The sequence below is a fragment of the Herbaspirillum sp. YR522 genome (assembly GCF_000282575.1).
Taxonomy (GTDB): domain Bacteria; phylum Pseudomonadota; class Gammaproteobacteria; order Burkholderiales; family Burkholderiaceae_D; genus Herbaspirillum.
Window position 1 is genome coordinate 1 of record NZ_AKJA01000160.1, and the last position, 14,989, is coordinate 14,989.

Below are 14,989 nucleotides of genomic sequence, written 5' to 3' on the forward strand. Positions count from 1 at the left end.
CCCGGCCATCGGCTGGTCGGGTTGGTCGGTTGGTAACTGAATATCGTGGGGGTTTTGTCCTGAGGGGGATGGCGGCGTACTTCGGTGAAGTACGCCGTTTTTTTTAGTCTTTTGTCCCTGACGCGAGCAGGGATAAGGCGATGCGATTTGCTTCTAGAATTGAATCTTTTAGTGATTTGAGATTCTTCTCGAATGACCGGGACATCCATTGTCCGCCCGCCACCCATCCGGCAGCCTCCGTACCCTTCGTCAAGAAGGGCGATCCATTCCATCATCGGAGCATTGCCATGCCTTATTCCCTGCCAGCCCTTCCATACGCCTACGATGCGCTCGAACCGCACATCGATGCGCAGACCATGGAGATTCACTACAGCAAGCATCACCAGACCTATATCAACAACCTCAATGCCGCCGTGGCCGGCACCGAATGGGAGAAGCTGCCCGTCGAACAACTGGTGGCGCGCGTCAAGGAGGTGCCGGACAACCTGCGCGCAGCGGTCACCAACCAGGGTGGCGGTCACGCCAACCATGCCCTGTTCTGGACCGTGATGAGTCCCACCGGCGGCGGCAAGCCCGACGGCAAGCTGGCGGCGGCCATCGATTCCGAGCTGGGCGGCCTGGAGGCCTTCAAGGAAGCCTTCACCAAGGCCGCGGTGTCGCGTTTCGGCAGCGGCTGGGCGTGGCTGTCGGTGACGCCGCAGAAGAAACTGGTGGTCGAGAGCAGCGGCAACCAGGACAGCCCGCTGATGAACGGCAATACCCCCATCCTCGGGCTGGACGTGTGGGAGCACGCCTATTACCTGCGTTACCAGAACCGTCGGCCGGAATACATCGGCGCCTTCTACAACGTGGTGAACTGGCCCGAAGTGGCGCGTCGCTACGCCGCCGCGATCGCCTGATCGCGGGCGCTGTCGGCGATCACTGCCGCCAGCTGGCGCGCCGCCTGTTGCAGGCGGTGCGCGCTGAAACCGCCAAATCCCAATACCAGCCCCGGTCGTGCCGTTCCCGCCGCAAACATCGGCGAGACCGGTCGCACCGCCACGCCTGCGGCGGCGGCCCGTTGCGCCACGGCGCGGTCGTCCAGCGCCGGATGCAGCCACAGCAGCAGGTGCATGCCCTGGTCGCTGGGCTGCAGCCGGCCAAGGTGGGCAGGCAGCCACTGCCCGAGCAAGGCGATCAGCTGTGCGCGCTGCTCGGCATAGACGCTGCGCACGCGGCGGATGTGCCGTTCCAGGTGTCCTTGGCCGATGTAGGCGGCCAGTACATGCTGGTCGGCGCCGGGCGGGCTGCGGTCCATCAGGACCCGGGCGCCGCAGAAGGCCGCGACCAGGGCCGGCGGCGCGATCAGGTAGCCCAGCCGTAGCGACGGGTACAACACCTTGCTGAAGGTACCCAGATAGACCACCCGCTCCGGGTCCAGCCCCTGCATGGCGGGAAAAGGGTGGCCGCTGTAGCGCAGCTCGCTGTCATAGTCGTCCTCGACGATCCAGGCGCCGGCCTTGCGCGCCCAGGCCAGCAAGGCCTCGCGCCGGGTCATGCTGAGCGGCATGCCCAGTGGGTACTGGTGCGAAGGGGTCACGAACGCAGCGCTGGCGTAGGGGGCCAATTGTTCGCCAGCGCCCACCACCATGCCTTCGTCATCGACCGGCACCCGCACCGCCACGGCGCCATGCCCGCTCTGTTCGAGGATGGAGGTGATACCGCCATAGGCCGGGTTCTCGACCCAGGCGCTCTGCCCCTTGCCAAGCAGCACTTGGCAGGCCAGGTACAGGCCCTGCTGGGTGCCGCCGGTAACGATCACCTGGGCCGCATCGCAACGGCACGAGCGCGACTTGCGCACATGCTCGGCGATGGCCTGGCGCAGCTCGAGCGCACCTTGCGGATCGCCGTAGCCGGCCGCTGCGGCCGCACCCCGCGCGCGCAGGCGGTTGCCGAGCCGGCGCCAGGCGTCGTCCGGGGCGGTGGGCCCCAACGGCACCGAGATAGCGAACGGGATATGCGGCAGCGGCCGAAAATCGGCGGCGATGCGCGCCAGGGCAGCCGCGGCCGGCGGCAGTCGCGGTGCCGGCGACGCGACCGGCGGCGTCACCGGTGGCACATCAGGCAAGGGCGCCACCCGGGTGCCGGCGCCCGGGCGGGCTTCCAGGAAGCCTTCGGCCACCAGTTGGTCGTACGCCTCCACCACCGTGCCGCGTGCCAGTCGCAGGGCCTGGGCCAGCATGCGGGTCGAAGGCAGGGCTTCGCCGGGGCGCAGGTCGCCGCGGCGGATGGCCACCCGCAAGGCCTGCGTCAGTTGCAGCGCCAGGCCACCGGCCTGGCGGTCCAGCGCGCCGAGCGCGGGCAGTTCGGGAAGACGGGCCTTGCGTGCCATAGTGGTCTATTGAAATAGTTCGAAACTGGACCTAAATAATAATCCGGTTACCGCGCACAATCATGGTCATCCTTTACCCAACGAGCGTTATCCGCCATGTATATCCCCGCCCATTTAGACGAGTCGCGCCCCGCAGCCTTGCATCAACTGATGACCGAGCATCCCTTCGGCACCCTGGTGTCGAGCAGCGGCGGCAGTCTCGACGCCAATCACCTGCCGTTCCACCTGGACCCGGCGCAAGGGGCCCTGGGGACGCTGCACGCCCACGTGGCGCGCGCCAATCCCCTGTGGCAGGAGCTCAAGGATGGCGACGAGGTGCTGGTGATCTTCCGTGCCGGCGACGCCTACATCTCGCCCAGCTGGTATCCCAGCAAGGCCGAGCTGCACCGGCAGGTGCCGACCTGGAACTACATCGTGGCCCATGCGCACGGCCGGGTGCGTATCCGCGACGACGAGCGTTACGTGCGCGGCATGGTGGCCCGGCTCACGCGCACCCACGAGGCGCCGCTGCCGGCGCCATGGAAGATGTCGGATGCGCCGGCCGAGTTCGTCGATACCCTGTTGCGGGCCATTGTCGGCATCGAGATCGACATCACGCGCTTGCAAGGCAAGCGCAAGCTCAGCCAGAACAAGGACGAACGTGACCTGCGTGGTGCGGCAGGCGAAGTGCTGGCGCGGGGCGGTGCCAGCGGCGCCGATGCGGTGGGCCAGGCGATGCTGGCGGAGGCCGAGTCCAAGCCGCGCTGAACGCCGCGCCGAAAAAAAATCCCCCGGACCTGGCGGGCCGGGGGAATAAATCCAAATCCACAGGATTCAGAGGAGACGACGGTGTCGCAGCAGATCAGCTCAACGGCGAGATCGGGGTCGGGACCAGCGCGTGGCGCCTGGCCCTGAATATCAGAATTGCGATGCGAAGCTGACCGCGCGCTCATGCGACACGCGCGCCAGCGGATGCTTGTTCCAGCGTGATTCGGCCACGCGGTGGGCGATACCCAGGAAACCCATCACGACAACTGAAGTGCAGCCGAAGGCGGCTAACAGGTAGGTGCTGAGCATGGTGTTCTCCTCGGGCGGTGAGATGTTTTCGATGTGTTCATCTTAATTGCCGCCCCTGGACCTGGCTTTAGTACATTTCCTGAGAACCCGTGTCTTTCGCCTCAGGCAAAACCTGAGGCGCCCCATCAGTGTGTTGTCGCCTTGCCATGAAAGGCCTGCTTGGAGGTATGGCCGATGCCCGGATTGAAGCAATTGCACGGGTCCAGCGCCTCGTAGTGGGCGCGCAGCGCGGGTTTGGCATGGTAGAGGTGGCCGACGTTGTGCTCGGCCGGGTATTCCGCCCCGCGCGCATCGAGCAGGGTCCACATCCTGTGTTCCAGCGCCATGCAGTCGTGGCCTTTTCTGACGATGTAATCCTGGTGGAATACATGGCACAGGAAGTGGCCATAGTAGAGCTTCATGAGGATGGGCGCCTCGATCTCGGCCGGCAGGGTCTCGACCCAGTCGCGGTCATTGCGGCGCAGGGCGATGTCCAGCGCCAGGATGTCCTCGACCTGCCGATGATGGATGGCACGGTAGCGGTTGGCCGCGCCGGCCGCGGCGAAGCGGTGCAGGAAGGCTTTCTTGCCTTCTTCGGCCGTGCATTCGAAGAATTCGCCGCCGCCCTGGCCAAAGTGACGCGCCAGCAGGCTGCGCGCCTCGGCTGCCCCGGCGGCGCTGACCTTGAGCATCAGATGGTGTTCGAAGCGGCGCTGGTAGTCGCGCAGTCGCGGCGGCAGGTGGTCGGGAAAAAGACGGCTGCCCGCCTGCAGCAGGCGGTCGGCCAGGTTCCTGGGCAGCAGCGGGATGCGTTCGAAGAAGGCGTCGCAGCGTGCCTTGAACGCAAACAGGCCGGGCAACCGTGCGGTACCCAGGTGATGGATCATCAGGAAGGTGTCCTTGCCGTAGTCGGCGGCTATTGTAAAGGCGTCGCGGTGCAGGTATTCGCCCGAGATCGGCAGGTGTTCGAAGCTGCCCAGCATCTCGCGGCGCAATTCGGTCAGGTCGTCGGCGGTATTGGTGCCGATGTAGAACACCACTGCACCTTTTTCGGCGGCGAAGGTGTCCAGGCGTACCGCAAATACCATCACCTTGCCGGCCGAGCCGGACGATTCGAACAGGCGCGAGGCATCGGCATTGAAGCGTGCCGGCGTCGGGGCATCGATCTGGCGCACGTGCTCGACGTAGGCGTGGTCATGGCCGGCGGCGAAGTCCGATTGCACCGCCTCGGGAGCGAATTGCCCCCGTTGCAGCTGTTGCAGCATGGCTTCCTCGTCGCCGTCCAGTTCGATGCCCAGGTGATTGACCAGGTGCAGTTGCCCGGCCTGGTCGACGCGGGCAAACACCGACATCTCGGTGTAGGCCGGACCACGTCGCACCAGCGCGCCGCCGGAGTTGTTGCATACGCCGCCCAAGACCGAGGCACCGATGCAGGACGAGCCGATCACCGAATGCGGTTCGCGCCCCAGCGGCGCCAGTTGCCTTTCCAGCTGGTCCAGCGTGGCGCCCGGCAGGCACACCACCTGGCGCCCATCCTCGATCAAATGGATGGTGTTCATGCGGGTGGTGCTGATGATGACGATGTCGCGGTCGTAGTCGTCGCCGTCGGGCGTGGAACCGCCAGTCAGGCCGGTATTGGATGCCTGGGCGATGACGATCACATCGGCGGCAATGCAGGCCTTCAGGACCCGCCACTGTTCGACCAGCGAACCCGGGCGCACCACCGCCAGCGCCTGGCCGCTGCCGAACCGGAAACCGGTGCGATAGTGTCGGGTCTGGGCGGCGTCGGTGAGCACATGGGGCTGGCCGACGATGGTGGCGAGCTCGGTGACCAGGGCGGCATTGCGCGATGAAACGGGGGACATGCGGGGGATTCCTTGATGAGGGCCGAGGGTGGTGCGTATTTTATGCTGGCCGCATCGGGGATTGGGTTAGGTGATTTACTTTCACCTGTAGGGGCGGATGATGGAGGACGCCGCAGGAAGGCTTCGGTGGTTTTTGCCTTGCTTCAGGACATCCGTTTCGATCCTTATCATTCTCCGGTCGAAAGGGCTCGCCGGGAGTCCGCCCGGCAGCGGACCACCTTTCTTGCACGCCAAGAAAGAGGGGCAAAGAAGGCCCCTACTGCCCCTTCGGGGTCCCCGGCGTCACGCGCCGAACAGAGGGAAGGCCAGAGTCGCTTCGCTCAGGTTGCCAGGCCCGTCGCCTGTCTTTCGTCGTGCCTAACGAACACCGTTCGGGCTGAGTAAGCGCGAAGCGCTGTATCGAAGCCTGTCCTGAGCTTGTCGAAGGGCCTGTCCTGAGCCTGTCGAAGGGCCTGTCCTGAGCTTGTCGAAGGGCCTGTCCCGAACCTGTCGTAGGAAGCCGCTGCGCCCCGGGTGCTGCGTCGGGCCTGCAGCGGCTGGACCAGCTTGAGGTGCCAGATACTTCGTCAGCTGGGTCAGCCGGTCAGTAACGCTCCAGCCAGTGCGCGTAAGGCGCCGGCAAGGTCCACGATGCGCGGTCGATGCCGATTTCCTTGGCGGCGAAGTAGGGCCAATGCGGATTGGCCAGGTGGGCGCGACCGACCATCACCAGGTCCAATTGCTGGTCCTTGACGACGCGCTCGGCGATCTCGGGCGTGCCGAACCCCCAGGCCGACGATACCGGTACGTCGGCTTCCCGGCGTACCCGCTCGGCGATCGGACCTAAAAACGCAGGACCCCAGGGGATGTGGGTGTCGGGGATCACGAAATTGACGCTCACGCTGATCATGTCCATGCCGGCCGCCTTGAACTGGCGCACCAGGCCGATCGATTCGGCCAGGGTCTGTTCGTCGCGACCGTCGTATTCGATCACGCCGAATCGCACCGTCAACGGCAGGTTCTCGGGCCATACTTCACGTACCGCGCGCAAGGTCTCGAGCAGGAAGCGACCACGGTTCTCGACGCTGCCGCCGTAGATGTCGTCACGCTGGTTGCTGTGCGGCGAGAAGAAGCTCTGCGCCAGGTAACCGTGCGCAAAGTGCAGCTCCAGCCATTCGAAGCCGGTGTCGCGGGCGCGCACTGCGGCGTCCACGAAGTTCTGGCGCACACGGGCGATGTCCTCCAAGGTCATCGCACGGGGCGTACGTGGCAGGCCACCACCGAAGGCGATCGCCGATGGTGCGATGGTTTCCCAGGCGCGGGCGTCGTCGGCGGCGATGTGGTCGTCGCCCTCCCAGGGCTTGTTGGCGCTGGCCTTGCGCCCGGCATGGCCGATCTGGATGCCCGGCACCGCGCCGGCAGCCTTGATCGCTTGCACCACCGGCACGAAGGCCTGTGCCTGCTGGTCGTTCCACAGGCCCGTGCAACCGGGGGTGATACGGCCTTCCGGCGCCACTCCGGTGGCTTCGACGATCACCAGGCCGGCGCCGCCCCGGGCGATGCTGGCGTAGTGCGACAGGTGCCATTCGTTGGGCACGCCATCGACGGCCATGTATTGACACATCGGCGGCACCGCGATGCGGTTGCGCAGCGTGACATCCTTGAGGGTGAATGGTTGAAACAGGGCGCTCATGCTTATCCTTTGCAAAATGACAATGAGGGTGACGCCATCCCGCGGTTGGACGGCGATCATAAATATTCGTTAGTTCGAATATATACGAACTATGGAATTCACACAAGCCGACGGTGTATCATGTCGGCATGCGTCCTTATAAACATCCTGCGGCCAGTGAACTGGTACTCGAGCGCGTGCTGTATGCGCTGAGCGATTCGATTCGCCTCGATATCGTGCGTCACCTGGCGCGCGTCGATAGCGCCACCTGTGGCGAGCTCGATGGCGGCCGTCCCAAGTCGACCGTGTCGCATCACTTCAAGGTGCTGCGCGAAGCGGGCCTGGTGTTTACCGAGACGACCGGCACCAGCCACATCAATATCCTGCGTCGCGCCGAAGTCGATGGCCGCTTCCCGGGGCTGCTTGCCGCCATCCTGGCGCAGCACTGAGTCGATGCACGCCGCGTTGCGTGCGGACCGGCCCGGTCAGCCTGGGCATGGATGATCCGGTGCATGACGCAGGCGTGCAGGCCCCGCTCGGCTCGACGCGCTGTGCTAGCATGCGTTGATCTGATCAACCAGCAAAACAGGCAATCATCCCCATGGCGCAATACGGCGTCACATATCGTGGCCGCAACATATCGGTCGTCACCACCAGCGATGCGCGCAGCGACCTGGTGCGTTGCGTGGTCAGCATCGATGGCGTGCCATATCCCGACATCCGCGGCAATCCATTTCGGGCCGCCGCCACGGCCCAGGTCACCGGCGCCGGCTTCGCGCGCGCCCTGATCGACGCCGAGCTCGACGGCGATGCGGTGCTGCACCGTGGTTACTTCATCAAGCTCAGCGCCAATCGGCAGCGCGACGGCAGCTGGGTCGGCAGTTATCAATTCCACCGCAATGACAATCCCGTGCCGTTCCGGCGGGTGGTGTGCGACGACTTCCACGGCAATACCCAGGTCGAGGCCGAAGAGCACGCCATCGGCTTGGCGCGCCAGGCACTGGACGCCGATATCGCCGCCGCACGCCTATAGTAGTTCACCTATCGAGGAGACAAGCCGTGAGCCAGACTTATAGAATCGCATTGATCGCCGGCGACGGCATTGGCCGCGAAGTCATGCCCGAGGGTGTGCGCGTGGTACAGGCGGCGGCCGAGCGGTTCGGCATCAAGCTCGAGCTCAGGAGCATCGACTGGGCCAGTTGCGATTACTACGTCGCCCACGGCCAGATGATGCCCGATGACTGGAAGGCGCAGCTGTCCGATTGCGACGCCATCTTCTTCGGCGCCGTCGGCTGGCCGGCCACGGTGCCCGACCACGTCTCGCTGTGGGGTTCGCTGCTGAAGTTCCGGCGCGAGTTCGACCAGTACATCAACCTGCGCCCGGTGCGCCTGTTCGAAGGCGTACCGTGTCCGTTGGCCAATCGCCGTGCCGGCGATATCGATTACCTTGTCGTGCGCGAAAACACCGAGGGCGAATATACGTCGCTGGGCGGCACCATGTACGCCGGCACCGAGCGCGAGATCGTGATCCAGGAATCGGTATTCTCGCGCCACGGCACCGACCGCGTGCTCAAGTATGCCTTCGAACTGGCCAACAGCCGGCCGCGCCGGCAACTGACGGTCGCCACCAAGTCCAACGGCATCGCCATCAGCATGCCCTGGTGGGACGGCCGCGCCGATGCGGTGGGCAAGGATTATCCGCAGGTCAAGGTCGACAAGCAGCACATCGATATCCTCTCGGCGCGCTTCGTGCTGCAGCCCGACCGCTTCGACGTGGTGGTGGCCTCCAACCTGTTCGGCGACATCCTGTCCGACCTGGGGCCGGCCACCACCGGCACCATCGGCCTGGCGCCCTCGGCCAACCTCAATCCGGAACGCAATTTCCCGTCGCTGTTCGAGCCGGTGCATGGCTCGGCCCCCGACATCTACGGCAAGAACATCGCCAATCCGATCGCCATGATCTGGTCCGGCGCGCTGATGCTGGACTTCCTCACGCGCAGCGAGGGAGCGGGACGCGCCGCGCATGACGCCATCGTCAGCGCCATCGAGGATGTATTGAAGAGTGGCCCGCTCACGCCCGACCTGGGCGGAAAGGCGTCGACCACCGAATTGGGCGCGGCCATCGCGGCCCGCGTCCAGGGCGCCTAGTCCGATACCGGGCGCTGCTGCTCGAGGTTGCCCTGCAGCAGCGTCAATAACGCCACCAGCTCGCCGCGCTGCTGCTCGGTCATCCCGCTGACCGCCTGTTCCAGCACCGTGTGCGCGCTCTTCTTGAGCTGGCGCTGCAGGCTCTTGCCGCTCGCCGTCAGGTGCAGGCGCACCGAGCGCCGGTCCTGTGCATCCTCGGACGCTTCCAGGTATCCCTTTTCCCGCAGGCCGCGGATGAGCCGCGTGAGCTGGGCCTTGTCTCGCCCGGAATGTTGCACCAGGTCACTCAGCGTCGCGCCGGGATGATGGTCGAAATAAGCGATGACCCGCGTCTCCATGTGCGTCACATCCTGCTCTTCGTCGCGAAAAGCCTGGGTGCGGGCAGACCGGTAGAGGTGCATCACCGAATGCAATGCCTCAAAGACCGCGTCGGCGGTAGGTGATTGGTTGACTTTATCAACTTGTTTTTTCATAATGGTAGATATTATCAACTAAAAAACCAAGGCCATGGAAAACACATCACCATCCACCTCTCGTGAAGTACGACGCGTGCGCCACGAACTGAAGTTGCGCGAGGTCACTGTCGCCCGCATCCGCCAGACCGGCACCAACATGCTCAGCATCACCTTCAAGGGCGACGCGTTGCACGACTTCGTCTCGCTGTCGTATGACGACCACATCAAGTTCGTCTTCCCCGACGGCAATGGCGAATCGATCCGGCGCGACTATACGCCAACCGAGCACGACCCACAACGCGGCGAGCTGACCCTGGAATTCGCACTGCACGCCGAGGGCGCCGCCACCGACTGGGCGCGCCGTGCCACCGAGGGCATGCCGGCCGTCATCGCCGGCCCGCGCGGTTCGATGATCGTTCCCGACGACTATGACTGGTATGTGCTGGCGGGCGACCTGTCGGCGTTGCCGGCCATTACCCGGCGCTTGAAGGAAATTCCCGCCGGCACCCGCGTGACGGCGGTCATCGAGATCGCCCACCTGGGCGACATGCGCCAGTTCGACACCCGCGCCGAGCTCGACGTCAAATGGGTCGCCAACGGCGACGAACTCCTGGCCGCGGTGCGCGCGCTGGACCTGTCGTCCGGCGAAGGCTATGTATGGGGCGGCGGCGAGGCGGCCACCATGACCCGCCTGCGCACCGTGTTGCTGGACGAAAAGCAGCATCCCAAGGGCGCCATGCGGGTATCGGCCTACTGGAAGCCGGGCGCTTCCGATTTCCACGAAAAACTGGATTGAGCGTGGTGTTGTGCGTGCCCGTGGCGTACTCGCTGCGCCCGATGCCGCGCTTTCCACTATCATGGCGGGCCTTAACCGATTCCGTGTGCCTGCATGACCGACCTCGAACCCCAAGCCGATACCAACGGCGATGACGCCATCCATGATCCACGCCTGTGGCGTGACGATGGCTGGACGGCACGCATCATCAAGAACGTCGATGACGACGGCTGGGCCGTCGAGATGACGCGCGACGGCGAATCCGAACCCACGCTGGTGGGCCCATGGACCATGGGGCGCGACAAGAAGAACCCCAAGCCGATCGAACGGCCGGCGTTCCATACGCTGGTCAAGACCGCCAATGAGTTTCGCCGCCGCAGCGAACAGCAGTTGCATGCGCAGTTGCACAAGACGGTGACCATTGCCACCGACGACGGCAGCATCAAGGTCACGCTCGACATCGTGCCCGATGACGATTTTCCCTACGCCGACCTGCGCGCCTGGGACGAGATGGGCGAGCTGCTGGCGCACGCCCAGGTAGCGCCCAACTATCGCCTCAGCGAAGAAAGCGCGACGCGCTGGGCCAGCGGCGATTATCGCCGTCCGTGATGCCAGGATCGTTATCTTTTTGATACGTCTTTGCGGCACTGCACGAAAATCACGGTATCTGTAGAATCGTCGACTTGCAGCAACGTGTCGACGGACACCGTTGCTGCATGCGCATGCAGCGTCCAGGCTGCCCGCGCCAGTTGCAGGCTGACGAGCATTCCATGCAGAGAGGTTCCTGTTGATGTCCGCACCGACCAATTCCTTCGAGCCGCCCAAGGCCGCCAGCGATTCACTCGGTTGCCGGCCCGACAAGCTGAGCGCCAGCCACGAGCTGCGCGGCAGCGACATGACCTTCTATCGCAAGCGCCTGGATGACCGCGCACTGTCGCAGGTGACGACCCAGGCGTCGGCACGCGGCTTCCTGCTGGGTGTGTCGATGTCGGCCCGCCATCGGCGCAGCATCTTTCGTGGCCGCCAGGCGGCGGCGCACGACTTCGGGCGTGGCGACATCTATATCCGCGATTTTGCCGACGACTACCGGGCCGACATCCATGGCTCTTTCGATTTCACCCTGGTTGAATTGCCGCCTGCCTTCTTCGAGCGTGCCGCCCAGGAGCTGCGCGGCGCGCCGGTGACCGGGCTGGCGACGGTGGTGGCGCAACACGATCCGGTGCTGGAACACCTGGTGCATGCGCTGGCACCGGCGCTGGCGCGACCCGAGCAGGCATGTTCGCTGTTCATCGACCAGTTGGGCACGGTGATCGGCACCCACCTGTTGCAACGCTACGCCGGCGCCCGGCTGGCCCAGCCGCGTAGCGGCGCGTTGTCGCGCGTGCATGAAGAGCGTGCCAAGCAGCTGCTGCTGTCCAAGGTCAAGGGCAATGTATCGATTCCCGAGATTGCCCGCGAGTGCAACATGTCGGCCAGCTACTTCCTGCGCGCCTTCAAGGAAACCACCGGGCAGACCCCGCACCAATGGCTCATGGCGCAACGGGTGGAGAAGGCGCGCGAGTTCCTGGCCAACACCGAACTGCCATTGGCCGAGATTGCCGTGGCCTGCAATTTCTACGACCAGAGCCATTTCAGCCGGGTCTTCTCGCAACTGATGGGTAGCTCGCCCGGCAATTGGCGGCGCAGGGCAGGGCGCTGAGGCTGGTCGCAGGTCGTCGCACCGGCCAAGGCCGATACGCGGCGCCGCCTGCCTAGGGTACCAGCGGCAGCGAAAAGCCGAACACCGCGCCGCCGTCGGGCGCATGTGCCACCGTCAGTTGCCCGCCATGGGCGGCGATGATGGACCGGCAGATCGCCAGGCCCATCCCCATGCCGCCTTCCTTGGTGGTGTAGAACGCATCGAAGACGCGATCCATCGCCTCGGGGGCAATGCCCATGCCGCTGTCCTGTACCGTCACCCGCACCCCAGCGTCGACCACCGTCCTGATCGACAGCACGCGCGGCCGGGTGGTACCGGCCGACATCGCATCGATGGCATTGACCACCAGGTTGAGCAACACCTGTTGCAGCTGCACCGGGTCACCCGAGACCCAGGCCGCAGGCCCGCCCAGGGACAACTGCAGCGCTACCTCGCGGCGCTCGATCTCGCTACGGGAAATGCTCAGGATATGGCCGATGATGCCATCCAGGTTCAGCCGCTGCAGCACCGGCTCGGTATTGCGGGTGAGATCCTGCAGACCGGAAATCATGTTGCCGGCGCGCGTGCCTTCGGCCACGATGTCTTCCAGGCCGGCGCGGGCCTGCGCCAATTGCGGTGGATCGCGGTCCAGCCAGCGCAGGCTGGCGCCGGCATTGGCGATGATCGACATCAGCGGCTGGTTGATCTCGTGGGCGATGGAGGCGGTCAGTTGGCCCACCGTGGTGGCACGCGACACCCGCGCCAGGTCGGCTTCGGCGGCGCGCACCGCGTATTCGGTGCGGCGTTGCGAGGTGATGTCGGTGGCAGTGCCGACGTATTCGGTGAACGCGCCATCGACCCACACCGGCTTGCCGATGCCCGAGATGTAGCGTACCTCGCCATCGTCGCGGCGGCAGATGCGATGTTCCACCCGTATGGTGCCGCCGATGGCGATGGCAGCGGCCACCGTGTCGAGCACGGCCTGGCGGTCATCGGGATGCATCAGCGCCGCGAAGTCCTCATGGCGGATCAGGTTGTTGCCTGGCGCCAGTCCGTAGATGCGGCACAGTTCTTCCGAGCACACCATCAGGTCCTGTTGCAGCAGGTAGCGCATGCTGCCGGTGTTGTTGAAGTGCTCGCCCTGGCGCAACAGTTCCTGGCTGGCGCGCAGCGCCTGCTCGGTCTGGGCCAGCAGCGCCTGCGTGCGGTGCAGTTCATGCAGGGCCTGTTGCAAGGGATCGACCCGGGGCAGGTCGGCGCGGTCGGTGGGCAAGGCCGGCTCCAGAGGTGGCGATGAATCCGCATTGTGCCGCATTTTCCGTTGCCTCAGCCAGGGCCGGCGGCGGCCCTGGCGCGCGCGATGCACGCCAGCAGGGTGTCGGCCTGGACCGGCTTGACCAGCAGATCGATTGCCCCCAGTTGCAGCGCCCGTGCGCGAAAGGCGCTGGTGCCATGCGCCGACATCATGATGCTCGGCAAGCGGGGGGTGCGGCTGGCCAGTTGCTCCAATAGCGTCAAGCCGCTCATGCGCGGCAATTCCACATCGATCAGTGCGCAGGTCGGCTGCAAGACGGCCTGGCCTGCCAGGAATTGCTCGGCCGAGGCGAAGCCGCAACTGCGGTAGCCGGCCGAATCCAGCAGATTGCACAGGGCGCTACGCACGCCCTGGTCGTCGTCGATGATGGCGATCATGGTTCTCCCCCTGTTTTTTTTTTCGGATGTGCGGCGCGCTAGCGCTCGGACTTGCCGTCCGGCGGCGCGCCGGTGATCCGTGGCACGCACTCGCGATGGAACCAGGCGGCCGTCAACGGCTCTCCGGCCATCTTGCGTCGTACCGCAGGCACTACCTGTTCGCCGATCAGCATACCCAGCAAACCGAGCAGTGCGATGATCGGCGGCGCCGGTGACTGGATCTGCATGGCGTGGTACAGGACGCCGGCGATGGCGCCCATCAACAGCGAAATCAGAGTTGGCTTCATGGTGGCGGCTTTCGGGTCAACCGAGATATGGCGTCAGGGCGGAAATGGCGCGTTCACCCAGCACCATGCCCAACAGGCCAACCAGGGCGATGCCCGGCGGCGCCGGTGAACGCACCCTCAACAGCGCATAGAAGATGCCGATCAGCACACCGCCAGCCAGGGAAAGAAGATAGCTATTCATGGTATCGAGTAAATGGATGTCGGCCTTGAATGCAGACAGGCACTGCCATGCCGGCAATGCCCGTGCTGCCTGCATGGACAGGGGCTTACTTGCCGGCGGCCACCGGTGCCAGGGTCTTCTGGTTGCCGTGCGGGCGTTGCTCGGCCTTGTGCACCATGGTGTAGGCGTAGTCCACACCCATGCCATAGGCGCCGGAATGTTCGCGCACGATGTCCATGACGGCGTTGTAGGTGCCCTTGCGCGCCCAGTCGCGTTGCCATTCCAGCAGTACCTGCTGCCAGGTCACCGGGATCACGCCGGCCTGGATCATGCGTTGCATGGCGTAGTCGTGGGCTTCCTTGGAAGTGCCGCCCGAAGCGTCGGCCACCATGTAGATCTCGTAGTCGCCTTCGGCCATGGCGCACAGCGAGAAGCTGTTGTTGCAGACTTCGGTCCACAGGCCCGCGACCACGATCTTCTTGCGGCCGTTTGCGGCCAGCGCGTCACGCACCTTCTGGTCGTCCCAGGAGTTCATCGAGGTGCGTTCCAGGATGTCGTGCTCGGGGAATACCGACAGCAGCTCGGGATAGGTGTAGCCGGAGAAGCCCTCGGTCTCGACGGTGGTGATCACGGTCGGGATGTCGAATACCTTGGCCGACTTGGCCAACGCAACGGTATTGTTCTTGAGCACCTGGCGGTCGATCGACTGCACGCCGAAAGCCATCTGCGGCTGGTGGTCGATGAAGATCAATTGGCAATTGCCAGGGGTCAGCACGTCAAGCTTGGTGTTGGTGGTCATGGTTTTTCCGTGGAGTAAGGAGAGGATGCGCCGCGCCGCCATCGGGCAGCGTGCGGATTGGACGTTGGCCTGT

19 protein-coding genes are annotated in these 14,989 nt (G+C 64.9%); 8 read left to right on the forward strand and 11 right to left on the reverse strand.

Features of this window, described 5'->3' with window-relative positions; all coding sequences use genetic code 11:
• Nucleotides 1–275 (reverse strand): hypothetical protein (locus PMI40_RS24490; protein WP_238541001.1); only part of this gene is annotated, 275 nt, incomplete at its 3' end.
• Nucleotides 276–287: 12 nt separating this feature from the next.
• Between PMI40_RS24490 and PMI40_RS22315 the strand changes: the two genes are divergently transcribed.
• On the forward strand, nucleotides 288–899 hold the full coding sequence (locus tag PMI40_RS22315) for a superoxide dismutase (RefSeq protein ID WP_008120211.1): 612 nt from the start codon (nucleotides 288–290) through the stop codon (nucleotides 897–899).
• On the opposite strand, the gene PMI40_RS22320 is transcribed toward PMI40_RS22315, so the two are convergent.
• Nucleotides 878–2,371: a PLP-dependent aminotransferase family protein gene (locus PMI40_RS22320; protein WP_008120213.1), complete on the reverse strand. Its 1,494-nt coding sequence runs from the start codon at nucleotides 2,369–2,371 to the stop codon at nucleotides 878–880. The two genes, PMI40_RS22315 and PMI40_RS22320, sit on opposite strands and share 22 nt — an antisense overlap.
• Nucleotides 2,372–2,467: 96 nt before the next feature.
• Between PMI40_RS22320 and PMI40_RS22325 the strand changes: the two genes are divergently transcribed.
• On the forward strand, nucleotides 2,468–3,118 hold the full coding sequence (locus PMI40_RS22325) for an FMN-binding negative transcriptional regulator (protein ID WP_008120217.1): 651 nt from the start codon (nucleotides 2,468–2,470) through the stop codon (nucleotides 3,116–3,118).
• Between the two features lie 150 nt (nucleotides 3,119–3,268).
• Here the strand turns inward: PMI40_RS22325 and PMI40_RS24305 are convergent, their stop codons facing one another.
• The 3 genes from PMI40_RS24305 to PMI40_RS22335 all read right to left on the reverse strand — a co-directional run bounded on the left by PMI40_RS24305 (nucleotide 3,269) and on the right by PMI40_RS22335 (nucleotide 6,943).
• Nucleotides 3,269–3,427, reverse strand: a complete 159-nt coding sequence (locus PMI40_RS24305) for a hypothetical protein (RefSeq protein WP_008120219.1) — start codon at nucleotides 3,425–3,427, stop codon at nucleotides 3,269–3,271.
• 125 nt (nucleotides 3,428–3,552) lie between these two features.
• Nucleotides 3,553–5,271 (reverse strand): D-lactate dehydrogenase, encoded by a 1,719-nt coding sequence (gene dld / locus PMI40_RS22330; RefSeq protein WP_008120220.1) that lies wholly within the window; start codon nucleotides 5,269–5,271, stop codon nucleotides 3,553–3,555.
• 583 nt (nucleotides 5,272–5,854) lie between these two features.
• On the reverse strand, nucleotides 5,855–6,943 hold the full coding sequence (locus PMI40_RS22335; RefSeq protein ID WP_008120222.1) for an NADH:flavin oxidoreductase/NADH oxidase: 1,089 nt from the start codon (nucleotides 6,941–6,943) through the stop codon (nucleotides 5,855–5,857).
• A 128-nt stretch (nucleotides 6,944–7,071) separates the two neighbouring features.
• Here PMI40_RS22335 and PMI40_RS22340 point away from each other — a divergent pair, with 128 nt between their 5' ends.
• From PMI40_RS22340 to PMI40_RS22350, 3 genes are all read left to right on the forward strand, one after another.
• A complete protein-coding gene (locus PMI40_RS22340; protein ID WP_008120224.1) occupies nucleotides 7,072–7,371 on the forward strand; it encodes a helix-turn-helix transcriptional regulator in 300 nt (99 codons plus the stop codon).
• 152 nt (nucleotides 7,372–7,523) lie between these two features.
• On the forward strand, nucleotides 7,524–7,955 hold the full coding sequence (locus PMI40_RS22345) for a hypothetical protein (RefSeq protein WP_008120226.1): 432 nt from the start codon (nucleotides 7,524–7,526) through the stop codon (nucleotides 7,953–7,955).
• A gap of 26 nt (nucleotides 7,956–7,981) precedes the next feature.
• Nucleotides 7,982–9,070: a tartrate dehydrogenase gene (locus PMI40_RS22350; protein WP_008120228.1), complete on the forward strand. Its 1,089-nt coding sequence runs from the start codon at nucleotides 7,982–7,984 to the stop codon at nucleotides 9,068–9,070.
• Here PMI40_RS22350 and PMI40_RS22355 read toward each other — a convergent pair.
• Entirely contained in the window at nucleotides 9,067–9,471 is a 405-nt protein-coding gene (locus tag PMI40_RS22355; RefSeq protein WP_157221651.1) for a MarR family winged helix-turn-helix transcriptional regulator, read from the reverse strand. The genes PMI40_RS22350 and PMI40_RS22355 overlap by 4 nt on opposite strands.
• 106 nt (nucleotides 9,472–9,577) lie before the next feature.
• Here PMI40_RS22355 and PMI40_RS22360 point away from each other — a divergent pair, with 106 nt between their 5' ends.
• From PMI40_RS22360 to PMI40_RS22370, 3 genes are all read left to right on the forward strand, one after another.
• Nucleotides 9,578–10,321 (forward strand): siderophore-interacting protein, encoded by a 744-nt coding sequence (locus tag PMI40_RS22360; protein WP_008120232.1) that lies wholly within the window; start codon nucleotides 9,578–9,580, stop codon nucleotides 10,319–10,321.
• Between the two features lie 93 nt (nucleotides 10,322–10,414).
• Nucleotides 10,415–10,909, forward strand: a complete 495-nt coding sequence (locus PMI40_RS22365) for a hypothetical protein (RefSeq protein ID WP_008120234.1) — start codon at nucleotides 10,415–10,417, stop codon at nucleotides 10,907–10,909.
• Between the two features lie 181 nt (nucleotides 10,910–11,090).
• Nucleotides 11,091–11,999: an AraC family transcriptional regulator gene (locus PMI40_RS22370; protein WP_008120236.1), complete on the forward strand. Its 909-nt coding sequence runs from the start codon at nucleotides 11,091–11,093 to the stop codon at nucleotides 11,997–11,999.
• Between the two features lie 52 nt (nucleotides 12,000–12,051).
• Here PMI40_RS22370 and PMI40_RS22375 read toward each other — a convergent pair whose 3' ends face one another.
• The 5 genes from PMI40_RS22375 to PMI40_RS22395 form a co-directional block, all read right to left on the reverse strand.
• Complete coding sequence (locus PMI40_RS22375; protein WP_238541002.1) at nucleotides 12,052–13,251, reverse strand: sensor histidine kinase; 1,200 nt, start codon at nucleotides 13,249–13,251, stop codon at nucleotides 12,052–12,054.
• A 53-nt stretch (nucleotides 13,252–13,304) separates the two neighbouring features.
• Nucleotides 13,305–13,670 (reverse strand): response regulator transcription factor, encoded by a 366-nt coding sequence (locus tag PMI40_RS22380; protein ID WP_008120240.1) that lies wholly within the window; start codon nucleotides 13,668–13,670, stop codon nucleotides 13,305–13,307.
• Between the two features lie 38 nt (nucleotides 13,671–13,708).
• Nucleotides 13,709–13,957 (reverse strand): DUF1427 family protein, encoded by a 249-nt coding sequence (locus PMI40_RS22385; protein ID WP_008120243.1) that lies wholly within the window; start codon nucleotides 13,955–13,957, stop codon nucleotides 13,709–13,711.
• A gap of 16 nt (nucleotides 13,958–13,973) precedes the next feature.
• Nucleotides 13,974–14,138 carry a DUF1427 family protein gene (locus PMI40_RS22390; RefSeq protein ID WP_081496513.1) on the reverse strand — a complete coding sequence of 55 codons (165 nt, stop codon included), beginning with the start codon at nucleotides 14,136–14,138 and terminating at the stop codon, nucleotides 13,974–13,976.
• A gap of 85 nt (nucleotides 14,139–14,223) precedes the next feature.
• Nucleotides 14,224–14,916 (reverse strand): hydrolase, encoded by a 693-nt coding sequence (locus tag PMI40_RS22395; RefSeq protein WP_008120247.1) that lies wholly within the window; start codon nucleotides 14,914–14,916, stop codon nucleotides 14,224–14,226.
• Nucleotides 14,917–14,989 lie beyond the last annotated feature (73 nt).